Below are 16,537 nucleotides of genomic sequence, written 5' to 3'. Positions count from 1 at the left end.
GGGCCGGCACGAGTGTAATGTCATGGATTCCGCCGCACCGGCTCCTTTCAGTGGCGGCGGCGTTTCCCGACCCCCTGCATCCAGCGTCCTGCCCCTCGATTTCGGGCGTCTCCGGGCGCTGGTCGCTGCCTATCTCCGCCCCGAAGACCTAGGCCGCCTCGAGGCCGCCTACCACTTCGCGGCCGACGCCCACGCCGGGCAGACCCGCAAGAGCGGCGAGCCCTACATCTCCCACCCGGTCGCGGTGGCCGAGATCCTTGCCGGCTGGCACCTGGATTCCCAGGCCCTGTGCGCGGCCCTCCTGCACGACGTGATGGAGGACACCCACATCTCCAAGGCCGAGATCGCCGAGCGTTTCGGGCGGGTCACGGCGGAGCTGGTGGATGGTGTCTCCAAGCTCGACAAGATCGAGTTCCAGTCCCACGAGGAGGCCCAGGCCGAAAACTTCCGCAAGATGCTGCTGGCGATGGCCAGCGACCTGCGGGTGATCCTCATCAAGCTGGCCGACCGTCTGCACAACATGCGGACCCTCGACCACATGCGGCCCGACAAGCGCCGCCGCATCGCCCGCGAGACCCAGGAGATCCACGCCCCGATCGCCAACCGGCTGGGGCTCAACGCGATCTACCGCGAGCTCCAGGAGCTGGCCTTCAAGCACCGCTACCCGATGCGCTTCCGGGTGCTCTCCAAGGCCATCCTGGCCGCCCGCGGCAACCGCCGCGAGGTCGTCGGCAAGATCCTCGCCGCGATTGAAGAGCGCATCCCCCAGTGGAACATCGAGGCCGAGGTGTGGGGGCGCGAGAAGCACCTCTACAGCATCTACCGCAAGATGACCGAGAAGCGCCTCAGCTTCTCGCAGGTGCTCGATATCTACGGTTTTCGCGTTGTGGTGCCCGACGTGCAGACCTGCTACCGCGCCCTCGGCGCCCTGCATGGCCTCTACAAGCCGGTGCCCGGCAAGTTCAAGGACTACATCGCGATCCCCAAGGCCAACGGCTATCAGTCGCTGCACACCACGCTGATCGGTCCCTTCGGCACCCCGGTCGAGGTGCAGATCCGCACCCCCGAGATGAACCACGTGGCCGAGAGCGGCGTCGCCTCCCACTGGCTCTACAAGGAAGACGAGAAAACCCTCACCGAGCTGCAGCACAAGACCCACAGCTGGCTGCAGTCGCTGCTCGAGCTGCAGTCCACCTCGGGTGATTCCAGCGAGTTCCTGGAGCACGTCAAGGTCGACCTCTTCCCCGGCGAGGTGTACGCCTTCACGCCCAAGGGCAAGATCTTCGCGCTGCCCCGCGGCGCCACGGTGGTCGACTTCGCCTACGCCGTGCACACCGACGTGGGCAATCGCTGCGTCGCCGGGCGCGTCAATGGCGAGCTCGTGCCGCTGCGCTCCGAGCTGCGCAACGGCGACCAGATCGAGATCATCACCGCCGCCCATGCCAGCCCCAACCCGGCCTGGCTCGGCTATGTGCGCACCGGCAAGGCCCGCGCCCAGATCCGCCACTTCCTGAAAAACGCCCAGCAGGAAGAAGCCTCGACCCTCGGCGAGCGTCTGCTCAACCAGGCCCTGCGCCCCCACGGCCTCACCCTCGGCCAGGTCAGCACCTTCGCCTGGGACCGCCTGCTGCGCGAGCTCACCCTGCAGGCCCGCCGCGACCTGATGACCGACATCGGCCTCGGCCGGCGCCTGCCGGCCATCGTCGCGCGCCGGCTGGCCGAGATCCAGGACGCCGAGTCGGGCCGCGCCGACGTGGTCAAGCCCAAGCCCGCCGGCGCCATCCTGATCCGCGGCGCCGAGGGCGTGGCCGTCCAGCTGGCGCGCTGCTGCCGGCCGATCCCCGGCGACCCGATCGTCGGCATCATTCGCAAGGGCCAGGGCCTCGAGGTGCACATGCACGACTGCCCCCAGGTCCGCAAACTGCGCTCCGAGCGCGACCGCTGGATCGACGTCGAGTGGGAGCCCGCCAGCGACCGCCTCTTCGAGGTGACCCTGAAGGTGCTCACCCAGAACGTGCGCGGCGTGCTCGGCAAGGTCGCCAGCGCCATCGCCGCCCAGGACTGCAACATCCAGAACGTCAGCACCGAGAGCGAGCAGGGCACCTACGCCTCGCTCTTCATCACCGTCCAGGTCGCCCACCGGCTGCACCTGGCCAAGGTGGTCCGCGAGGTGCGCAACATTCCCGAGGTGGTCCGCATCAACCGCGTCAAGGCCGACCAGAAGGCGGCCTGACGCTGCTAGAATCCCCGCCCATTCAACAGCCTTCCCAGGAGACGAGTCATGGCAATGTACGAATCCGAGCACACCAAATTCATGCGCGAGTGGATGGCCAAGCATCCCGAACAGCGCGAAGTGCAGAAGCAGGGCCGCGCCCTGTGGTGGGACAAGCCCCAGGACGACCAGACCACCCGCGAGTTCGCCGCCGCCAAGGTGCCCGCCAAGGCCTATCCCTACGCCACCGAATCTTGAGCTTCGGTTTCCAGCCTCATCTCCGAGCCGCGCGGTGACGCGCCGCGCCCGCCCGCGTCCCGCCGCATGCACGCCTCGCTCCCCCGCCTTGCCTTCATCGACGTCGAAACCACCGGAGCCAACCCGGTGGTGGATCGGGTCACCGAGATCGCCATCCTGCGCGTCGAAGACGGCGGGCTGGTCGAGCGCTGGTCCAGCCTGGTCAACCCCGGCATGGCGATCCCGCCGAGCATCCAGGGCTTCACCGGCATCACCGACGCGATGGTCGCCGCAGCGCCACCCTTCGCCGACCTCGCCGACGGGGTGCGCGCGCTGCTCTCCGACTGCGTGTTCGTCGCCCACAACGCGCGCTTCGACTACGGCTTCATCAAGAACGAATTCCGCCGCATCGGCCAGGATTTCGACGCGCCGGTGCTGTGCACCGTCAAGCTCTCGCGGGCGCTGTTTCCCCAGTTCCACCGCCACGGGCTCGACGCGCTGATCGAGCGCCACGGCCTCACCTGCAGCGCCCGCCACCGGGCGATGGGCGACACCGAGGCGCTGCACCAGTTTGCCGGCATCGTCGCCGGGCAGTTTGCGCCCGAGGTGCTGGGCGAGGCCATCGTCAAGGCCATGAAGGCCCCCAGCCGCCCGGCGGGCCTCCCGGAGGGCGTGCTCGAAGGCCTGCCCGAAGGGCCGGGCGTGTATTTCTTCTACGGCGAGAACGACCTGCCGATCTACATCGGCAAGAGCGTCAGCCTGCGCTCGCGGGTCATGAGCCACTTTTCGGCCGACCACCGCAGCGGCAAGGAGGCCAAGCTCGCCCAGCAGGTCCGCCGCGTCGAGTGGCAGCAGACCGCCGGCGAACTCGGCGCGCTGCTCCTCGAGGCGCGCCTGGTCAAGGAACGCAAGCCCACCGAGAACCGCAAGCTGCGCGAGGACGAGGCCATCTTCGGGCTGCGCTTCGACCCGGCCCGCAAGCGCGGCCCGGTGCTGGTGCGCGAACTCCTGGGCGGCGCCGACCCGGCCGACTGGGCCGACGTCTACGGCGCCTTCCGCACCAGGAAAGAGGCCGACAACGCCCTGCGCGAGCTCGCCACCCTCTACAAGCTGTGCCCGCGCCGCATCGGCACCGAGCCGTGGGGCAGCGGCGCCTGCCTGGCCCACCAGATGAAGCGTTGCGCCGGCGTCTGCGCCGGCCGCGAGACCCACGCCGAACACGACGAGCGCCTGCTCAAGGTGCTCGAGAGCCTGCGCCTGCGCCGCTGGCCGTGGCCCGGCCCGGTGGCGATCCGCGAACACCACGCCGACACCGGCCGCAGCGCGACCCACCTCGTCGACCGCTGGTGCCTGCTGGGCAGCGCCGAAGACGAGGGGAGCTTCGGCGAACTCCTCGCAGCGCCGCCCGCCCGCGCCTTCGACCTCGACACCTACCGCATCCTGGTGCGCTGGCTCGACAGCCCCGAGGCCCGCGGGGCCGTCACCGTCGTCGGCTGACTGTACCCGGCCGATCCGCCTGCCCGCCGCCGGCGCGCACGCCGGGGCGGTGTTCCGTCCGTTTCCCGTCCTACAGCCGGCCCTGCACCAGCTGCTCCAGCAGCTTCCTGATCGGCGCCGGCAGCGCCGCGTCGGCGAGCTGGTCGAGCCTGTGCCAGACGGCACCCGGCTCGCCGGCCGCCAGCGTGGGCGCGGCCACCTCCACCGCTTCCGGCAGCAGATCCAGCGCGAAGTGGGTGAACACATGGCGGAAGGGCGGCAGCGGCGACACGCGCTCCACCGCCAGCCCGTAGCGGGTCGCCACCCACTCGGCGGCATCGGCGTCCTCGGGCAGTTCGGGCAGGCTCTGCAGGCCGCCCCAGATGCCCGCCGGCGGGCGGCGTTCGAGCAGCACCGCGCCGCCGGCCAGGATCGCCACGAAGCGGCCGCGGCGCTCCGGCACCGCCTTCTTCGGGCGCGGGGTCGGCAGCTCGGCCACCCGCCCGTCCCGCAGCGCCACGCAGGTTGCCGCCAGCGGGCAGCGCCCGCAGGCCGGCCGGCCGCGGGTGCACACGGTGGCGCCCAGGTCCATCTGGGCCTGGGTGTAGATGTCCACGTCGCGCTCGGGCAGCAGGCGCTCGGCCAGCGCCCACATCGCCTGCTCCACCTGGCGGGTGCCCGGAAAGCCCTCGATGCCGAAGGCCCGCGCCAGCACCCGCTTGACGTTGCCGTCGAGGATCGCCGCCCGCGTGCCATAGACGAAGGCGCTGATCGCCGCGGCGGTGGAGCGGCCGATGCCCGGCAGCTCGGCCAGCAGCGCCGGGTCGGCCGGAAACACGCCGCCGTGGCGGCTCATCACCGCCTGGGCGCACTTGTGCAGGTTGCGGGCGCGGGCGTAGTAGCCGAGGCCGCTCCACAGGGCCAGCACGTCCTCCACGGGCGCGGCGGCCAGGCTCGGCAGGTCCGGGAAGCGGGCCAGGAAGCGCCCGTAGTAGGGGATCACCGTGTCCACCTGGGTCTGCTGCAGCATGATCTCGGACAGCCACACGCGGTAGGCGTCGCGGGTCTGCCAGGGCAGGTCGTGGCGGCCGTGGTGGCGTTGCCACTCGACAAGGGTGGCGGCAAATTGGCTCAAGGCGGCGGTTCCTCTCGACGCTGGGCGGCTGGGCGGCGATAATTTGCGGCCCCAGAACAGACGTCCGGCCCTGCGATCGTGGCCGGATGCAGCGCACCCATCATGACTGTTTCCAAAAACGACCCGGCGGTTCGCGCCTTCCGCGACACGCTGGGCATGTTCCCCACCGGCGTCACGGTGATCACCGCCCGCGGGCCGGGCGGCGAACCCATCGGGCTCACGGTGAGTTCCTTCAACTCCGTCTCGCTGACGCCGCCGCTGGTGGTGTGGAGCCTGTCCAGCCACCTGCCCAGCGTGCCGATCTTCGAGAACGCCGCAGTGTACGCGATCAACGTGCTCGCCGAGGACCAGCAGGACATCTCCCAGCGCTTCGCCAGCCGCGGCGAGGACAAGTTCGCCGGCCTCGCCTTCACCGAGGGCGAAGGCGGCGTGCCGCTCCTGGCCGGCTGCTGCGCCACCTTCCAGTGCCGCCCGTTCGCCCGCCACCCCGGCGGCGACCACGTGGTGTTCATCGGCGAGGTGCTGGCCTTCGAGCGCGACGCCGAACGCCGGCCGCTGCTCTTCCAGGGTGGCGCCTACCGCCGCCTGGCCGACTGAGCCTGGCCTGGGAGCGCGTGCCGATGATCACGCCCCACTGGATCGAGAACGGCCAGGGCGACCACGGGCTGGTCTTCCTGCACGGGGTCAGCGGCGGCGCCGATGGCGCCCTCGACCTGCTGCCGCGCCTGGCGCTGCCCGGCTGGCGCGCCCTGGCCTGGGACATGCCCGGCTACGGCGCCAGCGAGCCCTTCGAGGCCGGCACGTCCGAGGGCATGGGCGCCTATGCCGACGCGCTGGTCGAGCTGCTCGACGCGGCCGGCCTCGAGCGCGCGGTGCTGGTCGGCCACAGCATGGGCGGGATGGTTGCGCTGCAGACCGCAGCCCAGCACCCCGGGCGGGTCGCCGGGCTGGTGCTGGCCTGCTGCACGCCGGCCTTCGGCGCCAGCGCGGGCCCGCTGCAGCAGGCCTTCCTGGCCGAGCGCCTCGGCCCGCTGGACGAAGGCGCCGGCATGCGTGAGCTGGCCATCGACCTCATCCCCGGCATGGTCGGCCCCGGCGGCGATCCCGAGCTGGTGCACGACGCGGTGGGCCTGATGGCCAGGGTTCCTCCCGACAGCTACCGCCACGCCCTGCGCGCGGTGGTGGGCTTCGACCAGCGCGCGGCGCTGGCCCGCATTCCGGTGCCGGCGCTGGCGATCGCCGGCACCCACGACAAGGTGTCCGCGCCGCTGGTGGTGCGCCGGATGGCCGAGCGCCTGCCGGCCGGGGTGTATCGCGAGATCGACGCCGGCCACCTGGCGCCCTTCGAGGAGCCGGCGCTGTTTGCGGCGCTGGTGCGGGAGTTCGTCGCCGGCCTCGATCACATCCTTGTCATTTGAGGCGGTCAGGCTGCGTGCCCATGAACGAGAGCCCCTTCAAAGGCAAGACCGGCCTGACCCGCCTGCGCAACGCCTTCTTCTACTCGATGGCCGGCCTGGCCGCCGCCTACCGCAACGAAGACGCCTTCCGCCAGGAGCTGCGCCTCGCCGCGCTGCTGATCCCGCTGGCCCTGTGGCTGCCGGCCAGCGGCACCGGCAAGGCGCTGATGATCGCCAGCGTGCTGCTGGTGATCATCATCGAGCTCCTCAACTCCGGCCTCGAAGCCACCGTCGACCGGATCTCCCTTGACCAGCACCACCTGGCCAAGCGCGCCAAGGACATCGGCAGCGCGGCGGTCTTCGTCGCCCTCGTCAATGTCGTGGCCGTGTGGGGGCTGGTGCTGTTTGCCTGAAGAGACTCTTGCCATGAGCAACGCCGCCGCCCGTCCGGGCCGCAAACCCTGTGTCAATTGCACCTGCGCCACCACCGGCTTCTGCCCGCGGGGCGTGGGGGCCAACATCCCGCCCGAGCTCGCCGCGGCCAACCCGGCGCCGGCCGGCAAGCCCCTGTCGGCCGGCCAGCTGCGCCGTGCCCAGCTCCAGCAACTGCCGGGCAACCGCAGGAAGATGAGGTTCTGAACGCCCCCAGGGGGGAGCAAGGAAACTTGGGGCGGCCCTGCGTTTCCTTGGCGGCTGCCGTGAGAGAATCCCGCCCTTCGATTTTCTGGACCTACCGCCATGAGCCAGGCCACCCACGCCATCTCCCACCTCGTCATCCATCGCCTGATCGCCGGTGACGGCGGGCCGTCGCGGGTCGAGCAGCGGCCCGAGGCCAACCCCCTCGACGATGCCGCCGCCCGCCTCATGGAGCGCGTGTGCCGCGCGCTTGCCGAGCGGCCGGGCAAGGGCTTCGGGCATTTCGAGCGGGACGAGGCCAACTTTCCGATGCCCCGCTGGGTGCGTGCCCACGCCATCGAGGGTAGCCTCGACTTTGCCGGCCTGTCCCGCGAGATGCTCGCCCACCTGCAGCAACGCATCGAAGAGGACAAGGTGGAGGAGGGCGGCTTCGTGCTGTTCGCCCGCGCCACCGTGTTCGGCGCCGACTGCCTGTACGTGGCCCTGCTGCAGGAGACCCTCGGTACGGTGATCGGCGAGGGCCTTGGCATCCACGACAGCCCGCACCTCGACATGGCCGGGCTGCAGGTGGCCGGGCGCATCGACATCAGCGCCTGGCAGGCCGGCGCCGAGCGCTACATCAGCTTCCTCAAGGGCCGCGGCGGCGTGGCCGAATGGTTCAAGCGTTTCCTGGGCTGCACCGACGTGGTGATCGCCCTCAAGGAAACCAAGAAGCTCGTCGAGACCATCAACCACTTCGCCGAAACCCAGCAGCTCGAGGCGCCCCAGCGCGACGAGTTGATGGAGCGCGCCCACCTGGTGCTCGAAGAGATGGGCGAGCGCGGCGACCCGCTCACCCTCAAGACGGTGGCCGAGCAGATCTTCCCCGACGCCCCGGCCCGCCTCGCCGAGACCCTGCAGGACGAGGCCCTCGACCTCGCCACCGGCTTCGTGCCCGACAAGCGCGCCCTGCGCCCGCTGATCCGCTTCAAGGCCGCCGCCGCCGACTGGAAGCTGGAGTTCGAGCGCAGCAGCCTGCGCGGCGGCAGCGTGCACTACGACAAGGAGAGCAACACCCTGGTGCTCTCCAACATCCCGGCCAAGCTCCGCCAGATGCTGCTGGAGGAGTAAGGGCGGGCCCGCTTCCCGCCGCCCGGCCTTGCCCGTGCGGCGCCGGATTCACCGTTTGCCCCCGACCATGACGCCACCGCTGATCATCCTGATCCTGTCGCTGCTGCTGGGCATGCAGCCGCTCACCTCCGACCTCTACCTGCCGGCGCTGCCCGCCCTCACCGACAGCCTGGGCACCACGCTGCCCCGCGCCCAGCTCAGCCTCACCGCGCTGCTGCTGGCCTTCGGCGTGTCGCAGCTCGTGTGGGGGCCGCTGTCCGACCGCTTCGGGCGGCGCCCGGTGCTGCTGGCCGGGCTGACGGGCTATGTGCTTGCGGCCCTCGGCAGCGTGCTGGCCGGCTCCATCGAGGCGCTGGTGCTGTGGCGGGCGCTGCAGGGGGCGTTCATGGGCGCCGGCACGGTGTGCGCGCGGGCCATCGTGCGCGACTGCTTCTCGCCCACCGAGGGCGCCCGGGCGATGAGCAAGGGCCTCACCGGCCTGGGCTTCAGCGCCTGCCTCGGCCCCTTTGCCGGCGGGCTGATCGCCGAGGCCTTCGGCTGGCGCGCCACGCTGTTCGCGCTGGTGGTGCTGGGCGCGCTCATCCTGTACGTGGTGGCCCGCTATTTCCAGGAGACCCTGCCGGTGCGCGACGCCGCCGCCCTGCGCCCGCGGGTGCTGGCCCGGACCGCCGGCGGCATCGTCGGCAACGGCAGCTTCTGGGCCTTTGCGCTGCTCAGTGCGTGCTCGTTTGGCGGGCTGTTCTGTTTCTTGTCCGCCTCGTCCTACGTGTTCATCCGCATTCTCGGTGTCGCGCCGCGCTACTACGGCCTGGTGCTGCTGGTGATGATGATCTTCTACATCAAGGGCACGGTGCTGTGCCGCTACCTGATCCTGCATGGCGGCGTGGTGCGCGCGCTGCGGGTCGGCGGGCTGCTCAGCGTGGGTGGCGGCGGGCTGATGGCCGGGCTGGCGCTGGCCGGGGTGGCCAACGTGTGGGCGATCCTGATCCCGGCCTGCATCTTCAACGTCGGCCACGGCATCAACCAGCCCTGCGGACAGAGCGGTGCGGTGGCGCCCTTTCCCAAGGTGGCCGGGGCCGCGGCGGCGCTGTCGGGTTGCCTGATGATGCTGTTTGCGTTTGCGTCGGGCAGCCTGGTGGGCGCCCTGATGGACGGCACGGCGCTGCCGATGGTGCTGGGCGTGGGCGGCTGGAGCGTGGCCGTGGCGGCCATCGCGTGGGGGTGGATTCCCCGCCTCGGGCGGGCCTAGCCCGGAGCGCCGGGGCTCAGCCCTGCGGCGTGTCCTTGGCCGCCAGCTCGGCCAGCACCAGCGGAAACGCCGCGCTGCCCACCAGCGCGACGCCCGACACGATCAGCACCAGCCCGGCGCCGGATTCCTGCAGCAGCGGGTGCAGCCCGGCCCCGAAGCCGGCCAGCAGCAGCGCCCCGGCGACGAGGCACAGCAGGCCCGGCACGCCCAGCAGCCAGGCGCCGGCGGGGAGGCGTTTGAGTGCCATCGGCCGCCTCAGACCCGCTTGAAGACCAGATCCCACACCCCGTGGCCGAGCTTGATGCCGCGGTTCTCGAACTTGGTGAGGGGGCGGTAGTCGGGCTTGGGGGCGTAGCCGTCGGCGGTGTTGGCGAGCAGCGGCTCGGCCGACAGCACCTCCAGCATCTGCTGGGCGTATTCCTCCCAGTCGGTGGCGCAGTGCAGGTAGCCGCCGGGGGCCAGGCGCGAGGCGATCAGCTTCACGAAGGGCCCCTGCACCAGCCGGCGCTTGTGGTGGCGCTTCTTGGGCCAGGGATCGGGGAAGTAGATGTGCACGCCGGCCAGCGAGCCCTCGGGGATCATGTCGCGTAGCACCTCGACCGCGTCGTGCTGGACGATGCGCAGGTTGCCGATGCCGCCCTCGTCGATCAGCTTGCACAGGCTGCCGACACCCGGCGCATGCACCTCGATGCCGAGAAAGTCCTCGTCCGGCCGGGCCTGGGCGATCACCGCGGTGGACTGGCCCATCCCGAAACCGATCTCGACGATGTGTGGCGCCCGGCGGCCGAACACCTCGTTCAGATCCACCGGCTCGGGGCGGTAGGCCACGCCGACCTTGGGCATCATCTCGTCCAGAAAACGGTGCTGCGCCTCCGACATGCGGCCCTGGCGCAGCACGAAGCTGCGGATCGACTGGGAGGTGAGGCGGCCGGAGGTGGCCTGCTCCTGGGGGGGCTGCTCCGGGGTGGCGGCGGGCTGTTGTTGGTCAGTCATGGCAAGTCCGTAAAACAAGCACGGCGCATGGCGCGCCGTGGAGAATGGGGGTGAAGGGGCAGGCCCGAGGCCGCCCCGGCCGCGCTCAGCTGCCGATCAGCCCGGTGGTTGGCGAGCTGGGGCTGGCGGTGTAGAACTTCTTGGGCATCCGCCCGGCCAGCCAGGCCTCGCGGCCGGCCTCGACGCCCTTCTTCATGGCGCCGGCCATCCTGACCGGATCCTTGGCCAGGGCGATGGCGGTGTTCATCAGCACCCCGTCGCAGCCCAGCTCCATGGCGATGGCGGCGTCGGACGCGGTGCCCACGCCGGCATCCACCAGCACCGGCACCTTCACCGCGTCGCGCACCAGCTGCACGTTCCAGGGGTTGAGGATGCCCATCCCCGAGCCGATCAGCGAGGCCAGCGGCATCACCGCCACGCAGCCGATGTCTTCGAGCATCTTGGCCTGGATCGGGTCGTCGGCGCAGTACACCATCACCTCGAAGCCCTCCTTCACCAGCACCTCGGCCGCCTTCAGCGTCTCGGGCATGTTGGGGAAGAGGGTGTGCGGGTCGCCCAGCACCTCGAGCTTCACCAGCTTGTGGTCGTCGAGCAGCTCGCGGGCCAGGCGCAGGGTGCGCACCGCGTCGTCGGCGGTGTAGCAGCCGGCGGTGTTGGGCAGGTAGGTGAATTGGGACGGCGGCAGCGCGTCGAGCAGGCTGGGCGCGTTCGGGTCCTGGCCGATGTTGGTGCGGCGGATCGCCACCGTCACGATCTGGGCGCCGCTCGCGTCGATGGCCGCCCGGGTCTCGGCGAAATCCTTGTACTTGCCCGTGCCCACCAGCAGCCGGGAGGAATAGCTCTTGCCTGCAATCGTCAGCAAATCGTCCATCGAAGCGCCTGTAAAAATGAGGGGTTGATCGGGAACGTGGCGCCGGCCTCAGCCGCCGCCCACCGCGACCACGATCTCCAGCCGGTCGCCGTCGGCCAGTGCCGTGGTGGCGTGCAGCCCGCGGGGCACGATGTCGCCGTTGCGCTCGACAGCCACCCGCTTGCCCGCCAGGCCCATCGATTCGAGCAGCGAGGCCACCGTTGCCGGCGCCGCGAGGGCGCGAGCCTCGCCGTTGATCGTGAGCGAAAGGGACGCGGACATGGACACGGAAGTGGACGCAGCAGAAGACATGGCATCGCCAGCAAAAAACACGTGGGCGTCGAGTTTACCACGCCTCCCGGTTGCCCTCCGCCCCCGCTGTGCGTACAATCCGGCCTTCCAGAGCGGGCGTCGTATAATGGTAATACCTCAGCTTCCCAAGCTGATGCCGTGGGTTCGATTCCCATCGCCCGCTCCACATCGAATTCCGGCAGGTTGTTGATCTGCAAGCAAAAAGGCCAACCTCGAGAGGTTGGCCTTTTTGTTGTCTGGTCGATATCTGGTCGGAGGGGGGTAGAGCGTAGCCTAGATTCATCAAGCTAGTCCTGGCGCCGTAACTGGCCGAGAATCATCCCGTTCTTCGACTACCCGCCGGAGATCCGCAAGGTTATTTACACGACTAACGCGATCGAGTCGGTGAACATGAGCCTGCGCAAGATCACCAAGAACCGAGGCTCGTTTCCGAGCGATGACGCGCTGCTCAAACTGTTCTACCTGGCGCTGCGCAACATCAGCCGGAAATGGACGATGCCCATCCGGGATTGGAAGGCCGCGCTGACTCGCTTTAGCATGCAGTTCGAAGACCGGATGAACACGCTTTAACCCAAACCCCGTTTACACAAAATTCCGGACACGCTTGCAGGTGGAGCACATCGAGTATCGGAAAGCCGTCTTCGGTAACCGGCAAAGGCGTCTGGCTGGAAGTCATGTTCAAACTGAAAACGTCGGCACGCAAACGGGTTTCTTTCCATTACAAGGGGATCTTGTACTTCTGCAGCAATGGAATGGCCTCTTCCAATCCGTTTGCTTTGGCCCAGTCCGCCGGCCGACCAACATACGACGGAAAGTCGTCTTGAAGGGTCGCTCCTTGCTTGAGCAACCGCTCAAGGATGTCCAGCGCCATCTTCTTTTCACCGAAATGCTCGGAACCCACGGCACATCGTTCTGACCGACTGCGGGGCGTACCACCCAACCCGCCGCCGGAATCCAACGGCAGCGGCTGCCGGGTGTCGATTTCACAGGACTGTGTTGTGAATACGCTTGTCATTGCCAGATACAGCGTTGAAACGCCTCGGGTCGTCGCGTTTACGTTAGCCTTCGCGGCGAGCAGCTTTTTGATAACGTCCCACTGGTCGTCCGCTGAGGCCAAGGCGGTACGGTATTGATCCTTCTGCGCCGCACGAGACATCAGTGCCAAACCGATGGCGTTCTCGACCGGCTTGATTCCTGCCGCAAGCAGCATATCGATCATCGGAACGTTGGCTTGTCCCGCAGCCGCCAAGAGTAGTCGCGGCCCGATCTTTTTGGCGTAAGCCGCATCGCTGTTGAGCACCAGTTTTGCCAGGGCGGCACGTTCTGCCACATCCTTTCGCACGAGCGCATAAAAATCGTCGTCAGGAGCGCCTTTTTCAATCCGAGCAACCACTGCATTGCTGGGAAAGGCTAGTTGCAGAATCAGTCCGTCACGGCGGCTAGGGGGCAACGCGCGAAAGGCGTCGCTGGACATCCAGGAACGCAGAATATCGGCGGAGAGCGCTCCAATCCTGCCATCAATGGACCTCAGCATCCAGCCTTGTTCATCGGCGGGGTGAATCACGGCTTCAGACTTGAGCAGCGATTCGATTTGTGCCTTGTCGTTAGAAGCCAGGATGCGTGCGACGGCATACGAATTAGGTTCGTTGGCGTCGGCCCACACTTGGCCTACAAGTCCGAACAATGCAGAAGACATGGCGACGCGCGTCGCCTTCAGGAGTATCCGATGGGTCATAAAGAGTCGAAATGCGAATTGAAAAAAGGGCAATTTCAAAGCAACTTGCTGGCGGCTGCCCGCTTCGGCATGGGGCCGTTTACGCAAGATAGCTAGAGTCAGTAGTGTCTGGTTAAAACGATATCCATGAGCTTGGAACCAAGAACTGGAGCGGCATTCGGAGGTTTTGGTGGTGTCTCCGATTTGAACGACAAATTGCCGATGAGGCAGTCTTTTGGCTTTGTTTTCGCCGGAGACGCCGATGAACCTCGGCAAGACGTTGTTCGCCCAGCTCATGGACTTTCTACCCTAGAAGACTTTTCATCGCATCGTCGATCGCCACGATGGCGATCGCTACGTCAAATCGATGACCTGAGCCGAGCAGTTCCGCGTAATGGCATTTGCGCAACTGACTTACCGCGAGAGCCTGCGCTACATCGAGGTCTGCCTGTCGGCGCATTCTGCCAAGCTCTACCTCATGGGGTTTCGCCAGGAAATCAAACGCTCGACACTGGCCGATGCGAACGAGGCGAGAGACAGGCGTGTTCATGCGACATTCGCCCAACTCCTGATTGCGCAAGCTCGAAGACTCTACCTCGGCGACAGCCTCCATTGGTAACCACCGCAGACCTCCCCCGCCACCGGCGCAGAAGCCTTTGAGGATGCGGAAGGCGTCGATGCCGGCCTTGACGAGGTCGGAGGCGAGATGCTTGTACGGCTTGCTGGTCATGGTTCTTTCGGTGCGGTTGATGCGCGGGAATCAGCGCTGCCGCAGCAATTCTAGATCAATGCCAAAAAATAATCATTAAGTATATTCAATGAGGCATTTCATGCGCCGGGTGGCGGGCACCCTGCCAGGGTCGCTGCATCGCCGGCTTCCCGGATGCGTCGCCTCCTGCAGGGATTCTTGCGCTCCATCCGGAATGACAGCATCGCCGTGGTCGATGCCCGGGATGGCCGGGCCGCCGCTCACACTGTTTCGTCTCAGGGCACCCGCGCACCTGTGCTCCAAAACTTCCAGAAAGTGAATGCGATTGCACTGGACACTGGAGGATCAAGTCAGGGCTCAACCGTGCGTAAGCCGCACGGGAAAAAGCTCCGGGGGATTCTTCAGGGCCGACCAATTATGGCCGAGCTGGGAAAGCCATGACGGCATGGACGTCGCCAGACATTCAAGGGGTGGGCACGACGCGTAGCGCCCCAAAGGGCCGCCCGAGGGCCACAGTCTCTGAGAAAGTCCTGCCAAGCCACTGCCGAATGAAGGAAGTCCGGGCGACCGCGCAGCGCATCAGCCTGATGGCGGAGGTCGCCTGACGGACATAGCGGGCCAGACTGTCTGGTCACCTTCTGTTCGCAGCGGCGTCAAAGCCGGTCCAATCAGATCCAGATGCGGGGCCTGGCGAGGGCCGTGATGCGACACCCCACCGCAAGAAATAATTTTTATTTTCAATCATTTGAAAACAAGGCGGCGCGACTCAATCAGCGCCACTCGACGTTTTCGATTCCCATCGCCCGCTCCACATCGGATTCCGGCAGGTCGTTGATCTGCAAGCAAAAAGGCCAACCTCAGCGGGTTGGCCTTTTTGTTTTCTGGTCGATATCTGGTCGGAGGGGGTAGGGCGGTGTTGAACCAATGGAATGGACGCCCCCATTCGATGTGGCATTGATGTGCCAGAGTGGAAGCGCTGATCAAACACTCAAGTCGAAGAGGCGTCCATCATGAAGATTACGACAGTAGGAATCGACCTGGCCAAGAGCGTGTTCCAGGTTCATGGTGTCGATGAGCAAGGCTATACACCCCTACGGCGTGTCACCGACCGGCACATAGGAGCCGGGAGTTGGACAATGGCCGCTGACGGGATGAGAGTAGCGCCGACAGATGAAACGTACGGCAATCTGCCGTATAATTTTTCCTGAGGAGAAACAACGCCATGCCCGCAGCCAACACCACCGCCCGGCTTGAAGCCCGAATCAGCACCGACCTTCACGCGATGCTCAAGCGCGCCGCGGAGTTGCAGGGGCGAACCATGACCGATTTCGTGGTTGCCGCGGTGCAGGACGCCGCCCAGCGCGCCATCGAGCAAGCTGAGGTCGTCCGGCTTTCGCTGGCAGACCAGGAGTGCTTTGCTCAGGCGCTGCTGTCGCCGCCCCAGTCCGCGCCGGCCCTGGACCGTGCCTTTGAGCGCCGTCGCAAGCTCCTGCAGGCCGAATGAGCGGGGCACCCTTCCGCGTCGCGCCGCTCGATGCGGCCCATGTTCGCGATGAATTCCGCTGCGGTTCCGCTGCGCTCGACCGGTATCTGGTATCTGCGAGAGCAAGTCACTCAAGACATCCGGCGCCGTGTCGCGGCGTGTTTCGTTGCGCTGACCGGAGAGCTGCGCATCGCAGGCTACTACACCCTCGCGTCGGCAAGCCTGCTGCTGGCCGACCTGCCCCCTGGAATCGGCAAGAAGCTCCCCCGCTACCCGACCGTGCCGGTCGTTCGCATGGGGCGCCTGGCGGTCGATGAAGCCTTCACTGGGCAGGGACTGGGCGGTGCGCTGCTGGCCGATGCACTGGAGCGGGCAATCCGATCGGAGATTGCGGCCTACGCCCTGATGGTCGATGCCAAGGATGACACGGCCGCCACCTTCTACCGACACCACGGCTTCATCCCGCTGCCAGACACGCCATTGACGCTGTTTCTTCCGCTCGCAACTGTCCAGGCGTCGCAGAAAAGGGGCGACGAGACGCACTGATCTGCGCGCGGTTCAAGCCGGAAACTGGATAGGGCGCAGGCTGTCACCCGGAAGCCCTTCGAGCAGGACTGGATCATCTTGAAGGATTGCAAATGAGCAAGCTGACGATCAAAACGGGCACCGAAGACGATTTCTTCCAGCGCGGCCGGCAGCTGGCGCGCGCAGCCGATCGCCGCGAGGCTCTGCCCAGCGAGAGCACGATCAGTTTCGAGGACCCGGCCGACGTGGTAAAGCTGATCACCACCGCGCGGCTGGCCCTGTTCCGTGCCATCAAGGAGATGCCCGGCTCGATCACTCAGATCTCGGAGCGCCTCCACCGCGACCGCAGTGCGGTCAAGCGGGATGTGGATGAGCTGGCGCGGGCGGGTCTGGTTACGGTCTCGGAGAAGGTGCTGCCGGGCCACGGTCGGATGAAAGAAGTCCGGGCAACCGCGCAGCGCATCAGCCTGATGGCGGAGGTCGCCTGACGGACATAGCG

18 protein-coding genes, 1 tRNA gene and 2 pseudogenes are annotated in these 16,537 nt (G+C 67.4%); 15 read left to right on the top strand and 6 right to left on the bottom strand.

Annotated elements, in window-relative coordinates:
• Nucleotides 1–22 precede the first annotated feature (22 nt).
• The 3 genes from ACE3OU_RS01260 (at nt 23) to ACE3OU_RS01250 (ending at nt 3,946) form a co-directional block, all read left to right on the top strand.
• Nucleotides 23–2,233, top strand: a complete 2,211-nt coding sequence (locus tag ACE3OU_RS01260) for a bifunctional (p)ppGpp synthetase/guanosine-3',5'-bis(diphosphate) 3'-pyrophosphohydrolase (protein ID WP_374239713.1) — start codon at nt 23–25, stop codon at nt 2,231–2,233.
• Between the two features lie 48 nt (nt 2,234–2,281).
• Entirely contained in the window at nt 2,282–2,470 is a 189-nt protein-coding gene (locus ACE3OU_RS01255) for a DUF3460 family protein (protein WP_374239712.1), read from the top strand.
• 66 nt (nt 2,471–2,536) lie between these two features.
• Nucleotides 2,537–3,946 carry an exonuclease domain-containing protein gene (locus ACE3OU_RS01250; protein WP_374239711.1) on the top strand — a complete coding sequence of 470 codons (1,410 nt, stop codon included), beginning with the start codon at nt 2,537–2,539 and terminating at the stop codon, nt 3,944–3,946.
• 70 nt (nt 3,947–4,016) lie between these two features.
• On the opposite strand, the gene mutY is transcribed toward ACE3OU_RS01250, so the two are convergent.
• Nucleotides 4,017–5,060 (bottom strand): A/G-specific adenine glycosylase, encoded by a 1,044-nt coding sequence (gene mutY / locus ACE3OU_RS01245; RefSeq protein ID WP_374239710.1) that lies wholly within the window; start codon nt 5,058–5,060, stop codon nt 4,017–4,019.
• Between the two features lie 102 nt (nt 5,061–5,162).
• Here mutY and ACE3OU_RS01240 point away from each other — a divergent pair, with 102 nt between their 5' ends.
• The 6 genes from ACE3OU_RS01240 to ACE3OU_RS01215 all read left to right on the top strand — a co-directional run bounded on the left by ACE3OU_RS01240 (nt 5,163) and on the right by ACE3OU_RS01215 (nt 9,452).
• Nucleotides 5,163–5,657 (top strand): flavin reductase family protein, encoded by a 495-nt coding sequence (locus tag ACE3OU_RS01240; RefSeq protein WP_374239709.1) that lies wholly within the window; start codon nt 5,163–5,165, stop codon nt 5,655–5,657.
• 23 nt (nt 5,658–5,680) lie between these two features.
• Nucleotides 5,681–6,478 carry an alpha/beta fold hydrolase gene (locus ACE3OU_RS01235; protein WP_374239708.1) on the top strand — a complete coding sequence of 266 codons (798 nt, stop codon included), beginning with the start codon at nt 5,681–5,683 and terminating at the stop codon, nt 6,476–6,478.
• 20 nt (nt 6,479–6,498) lie between these two features.
• Entirely contained in the window at nt 6,499–6,870 is a 372-nt protein-coding gene (locus tag ACE3OU_RS01230; protein WP_374239707.1) for a diacylglycerol kinase, read from the top strand.
• Nucleotides 6,871–6,883: 13 nt separating this feature from the next.
• Nucleotides 6,884–7,096 carry a hypothetical protein gene (locus ACE3OU_RS01225; protein ID WP_374239706.1) on the top strand — a complete coding sequence of 71 codons (213 nt, stop codon included), beginning with the start codon at nt 6,884–6,886 and terminating at the stop codon, nt 7,094–7,096.
• Between the two features lie 99 nt (nt 7,097–7,195).
• Entirely contained in the window at nt 7,196–8,203 is a 1,008-nt protein-coding gene (locus ACE3OU_RS01220; RefSeq protein WP_374239705.1) for a nucleoid-associated protein, read from the top strand.
• A 55-nt stretch (nt 8,204–8,258) separates the two neighbouring features.
• Complete coding sequence (locus tag ACE3OU_RS01215) at nt 8,259–9,452, top strand: multidrug effflux MFS transporter (protein WP_374239704.1); 1,194 nt, start codon at nt 8,259–8,261, stop codon at nt 9,450–9,452.
• 16 nt (nt 9,453–9,468) lie between these two features.
• Here ACE3OU_RS01215 and ACE3OU_RS01210 read toward each other — a convergent pair whose 3' ends face one another.
• The 4 genes from ACE3OU_RS01210 to thiS all read right to left on the bottom strand — a co-directional run bounded on the left by ACE3OU_RS01210 (nt 9,469) and on the right by thiS (nt 11,577).
• Nucleotides 9,469–9,699 (bottom strand): hypothetical protein, encoded by a 231-nt coding sequence (locus tag ACE3OU_RS01210; RefSeq protein WP_374239703.1) that lies wholly within the window; start codon nt 9,697–9,699, stop codon nt 9,469–9,471.
• An 8-nt stretch (nt 9,700–9,707) separates the two neighbouring features.
• Nucleotides 9,708–10,445 carry a tRNA (guanosine(46)-N7)-methyltransferase TrmB gene (gene trmB, locus ACE3OU_RS01205; protein ID WP_374239702.1) on the bottom strand — a complete coding sequence of 246 codons (738 nt, stop codon included), beginning with the start codon at nt 10,443–10,445 and terminating at the stop codon, nt 9,708–9,710.
• Nucleotides 10,446–10,530: 85 nt separating this feature from the next.
• Nucleotides 10,531–11,316 (bottom strand): thiazole synthase, encoded by a 786-nt coding sequence (locus ACE3OU_RS01200; RefSeq protein WP_374239701.1) that lies wholly within the window; start codon nt 11,314–11,316, stop codon nt 10,531–10,533.
• 48 nt (nt 11,317–11,364) lie between these two features.
• Nucleotides 11,365–11,577, bottom strand: coding sequence for a sulfur carrier protein ThiS (gene thiS / locus ACE3OU_RS01195; RefSeq protein ID WP_374239700.1), 213 nt, complete (start codon nt 11,575–11,577; stop codon nt 11,365–11,367).
• Nucleotides 11,578–11,699: 122 nt separating this feature from the next.
• Between thiS and ACE3OU_RS01190 the strand changes: the two genes are divergently transcribed.
• Nucleotides 11,700–11,773: transfer RNA gene (locus tag ACE3OU_RS01190), tRNA-Gly, on the top strand.
• 125 nt (nt 11,774–11,898) lie between these two features.
• Nucleotides 11,899–12,177: pseudogene (locus ACE3OU_RS01185) on the top strand (transposase); the annotation flags it as partial.
• Nucleotides 12,178–12,325: 148 nt separating this feature from the next.
• On the opposite strand, the gene ACE3OU_RS01180 reads toward ACE3OU_RS01185, so the two are convergent.
• Nucleotides 12,326–13,618, bottom strand: a complete 1,293-nt coding sequence (locus tag ACE3OU_RS01180) for a hypothetical protein (protein ID WP_374239699.1) — start codon at nt 13,616–13,618, stop codon at nt 12,326–12,328.
• On the opposite strand from ACE3OU_RS01180, the pseudogene ACE3OU_RS01175 reads away from it, so the two are divergent.
• The 4 genes and pseudogenes from ACE3OU_RS01175 to ACE3OU_RS01160 form a co-directional block, all read left to right on the top strand.
• A pseudogene (locus ACE3OU_RS01175) lies at nt 13,584–13,928 on the top strand (DUF4372 domain-containing protein); the annotation flags it as partial. The gene ACE3OU_RS01180 and the pseudogene ACE3OU_RS01175 overlap by 35 nt on opposite strands.
• 1,324 nt (nt 13,929–15,252) lie before the next feature.
• The gene (locus ACE3OU_RS01170) at nt 15,253–15,534 is read left to right on the top strand and encodes a DUF1778 domain-containing protein (RefSeq protein ID WP_299869406.1); all 282 of its coding nucleotides are present in this window, start codon (nt 15,253–15,255) and stop codon (nt 15,532–15,534) included.
• A gap of 39 nt (nt 15,535–15,573) precedes the next feature.
• Nucleotides 15,574–16,059: a GNAT family N-acetyltransferase gene (locus ACE3OU_RS01165; RefSeq protein ID WP_374239698.1), complete on the top strand. Its 486-nt coding sequence runs from the start codon at nt 15,574–15,576 to the stop codon at nt 16,057–16,059.
• A 92-nt stretch (nt 16,060–16,151) separates the two neighbouring features.
• Entirely contained in the window at nt 16,152–16,526 is a 375-nt protein-coding gene (locus ACE3OU_RS01160) for a MarR family transcriptional regulator (protein ID WP_374239697.1), read from the top strand.
• The last annotated feature ends 11 nt before the right edge of the window (nt 16,527–16,537 follow it).

Source organism: Zoogloea sp. (assembly GCF_041908905.1).
GTDB lineage: Bacteria > Pseudomonadota > Gammaproteobacteria > Burkholderiales > Rhodocyclaceae > Zoogloea.
Note: the sequence above shows the minus strand (reverse complement) of the source record. Positions and strands in the feature narration are given on the sequence as shown.

Coding starts and splice junctions, on each gene's coding strand:
- ACE3OU_RS01260 (WP_374239713.1), top strand. CDS start 23: ATGGATTCCGCCGCACCGGCTCCTTTCAGTGGCGGCGGCGTTTCCCGA.
- ACE3OU_RS01255 (WP_374239712.1), top strand. CDS start 2,282: ATGGCAATGTACGAATCCGAGCACACCAAATTCATGCGCGAGTGGATG.
- ACE3OU_RS01250 (WP_374239711.1), top strand. CDS start 2,537: ATGCACGCCTCGCTCCCCCGCCTTGCCTTCATCGACGTCGAAACCACC.
- ACE3OU_RS01240 (WP_374239709.1), top strand. CDS start 5,163: ATGACTGTTTCCAAAAACGACCCGGCGGTTCGCGCCTTCCGCGACACG.
- ACE3OU_RS01235 (WP_374239708.1), top strand. CDS start 5,681: ATGATCACGCCCCACTGGATCGAGAACGGCCAGGGCGACCACGGGCTG.
- ACE3OU_RS01230 (WP_374239707.1), top strand. CDS start 6,499: ATGAACGAGAGCCCCTTCAAAGGCAAGACCGGCCTGACCCGCCTGCGC.
- ACE3OU_RS01225 (WP_374239706.1), top strand. CDS start 6,884: ATGAGCAACGCCGCCGCCCGTCCGGGCCGCAAACCCTGTGTCAATTGC.
- ACE3OU_RS01220 (WP_374239705.1), top strand. CDS start 7,196: ATGAGCCAGGCCACCCACGCCATCTCCCACCTCGTCATCCATCGCCTG.
- ACE3OU_RS01210 (WP_374239703.1), bottom strand. CDS start 9,699: ATGGCACTCAAACGCCTCCCCGCCGGCGCCTGGCTGCTGGGCGTGCCG.
- trmB (WP_374239702.1), bottom strand. CDS start 10,445: ATGACTGACCAACAACAGCCCGCCGCCACCCCGGAGCAGCCCCCCCAG.
- ACE3OU_RS01200 (WP_374239701.1), bottom strand. CDS start 11,316: ATGGACGATTTGCTGACGATTGCAGGCAAGAGCTATTCCTCCCGGCTG.
- thiS (WP_374239700.1), bottom strand. CDS start 11,577: ATGTCCGCGTCCCTTTCGCTCACGATCAACGGCGAGGCTCGCGCCCTC.
- ACE3OU_RS01180 (WP_374239699.1), bottom strand. CDS start 13,618: ATGAGCTGGGCGAACAACGTCTTGCCGAGGTTCATCGGCGTCTCCGGC.
- ACE3OU_RS01170 (WP_299869406.1), top strand. CDS start 15,253: ATGCCCGCAGCCAACACCACCGCCCGGCTTGAAGCCCGAATCAGCACC.
- ACE3OU_RS01165 (WP_374239698.1), top strand. CDS start 15,574: ATGTTCGCGATGAATTCCGCTGCGGTTCCGCTGCGCTCGACCGGTATC.
- ACE3OU_RS01160 (WP_374239697.1), top strand. CDS start 16,152: ATGAGCAAGCTGACGATCAAAACGGGCACCGAAGACGATTTCTTCCAG.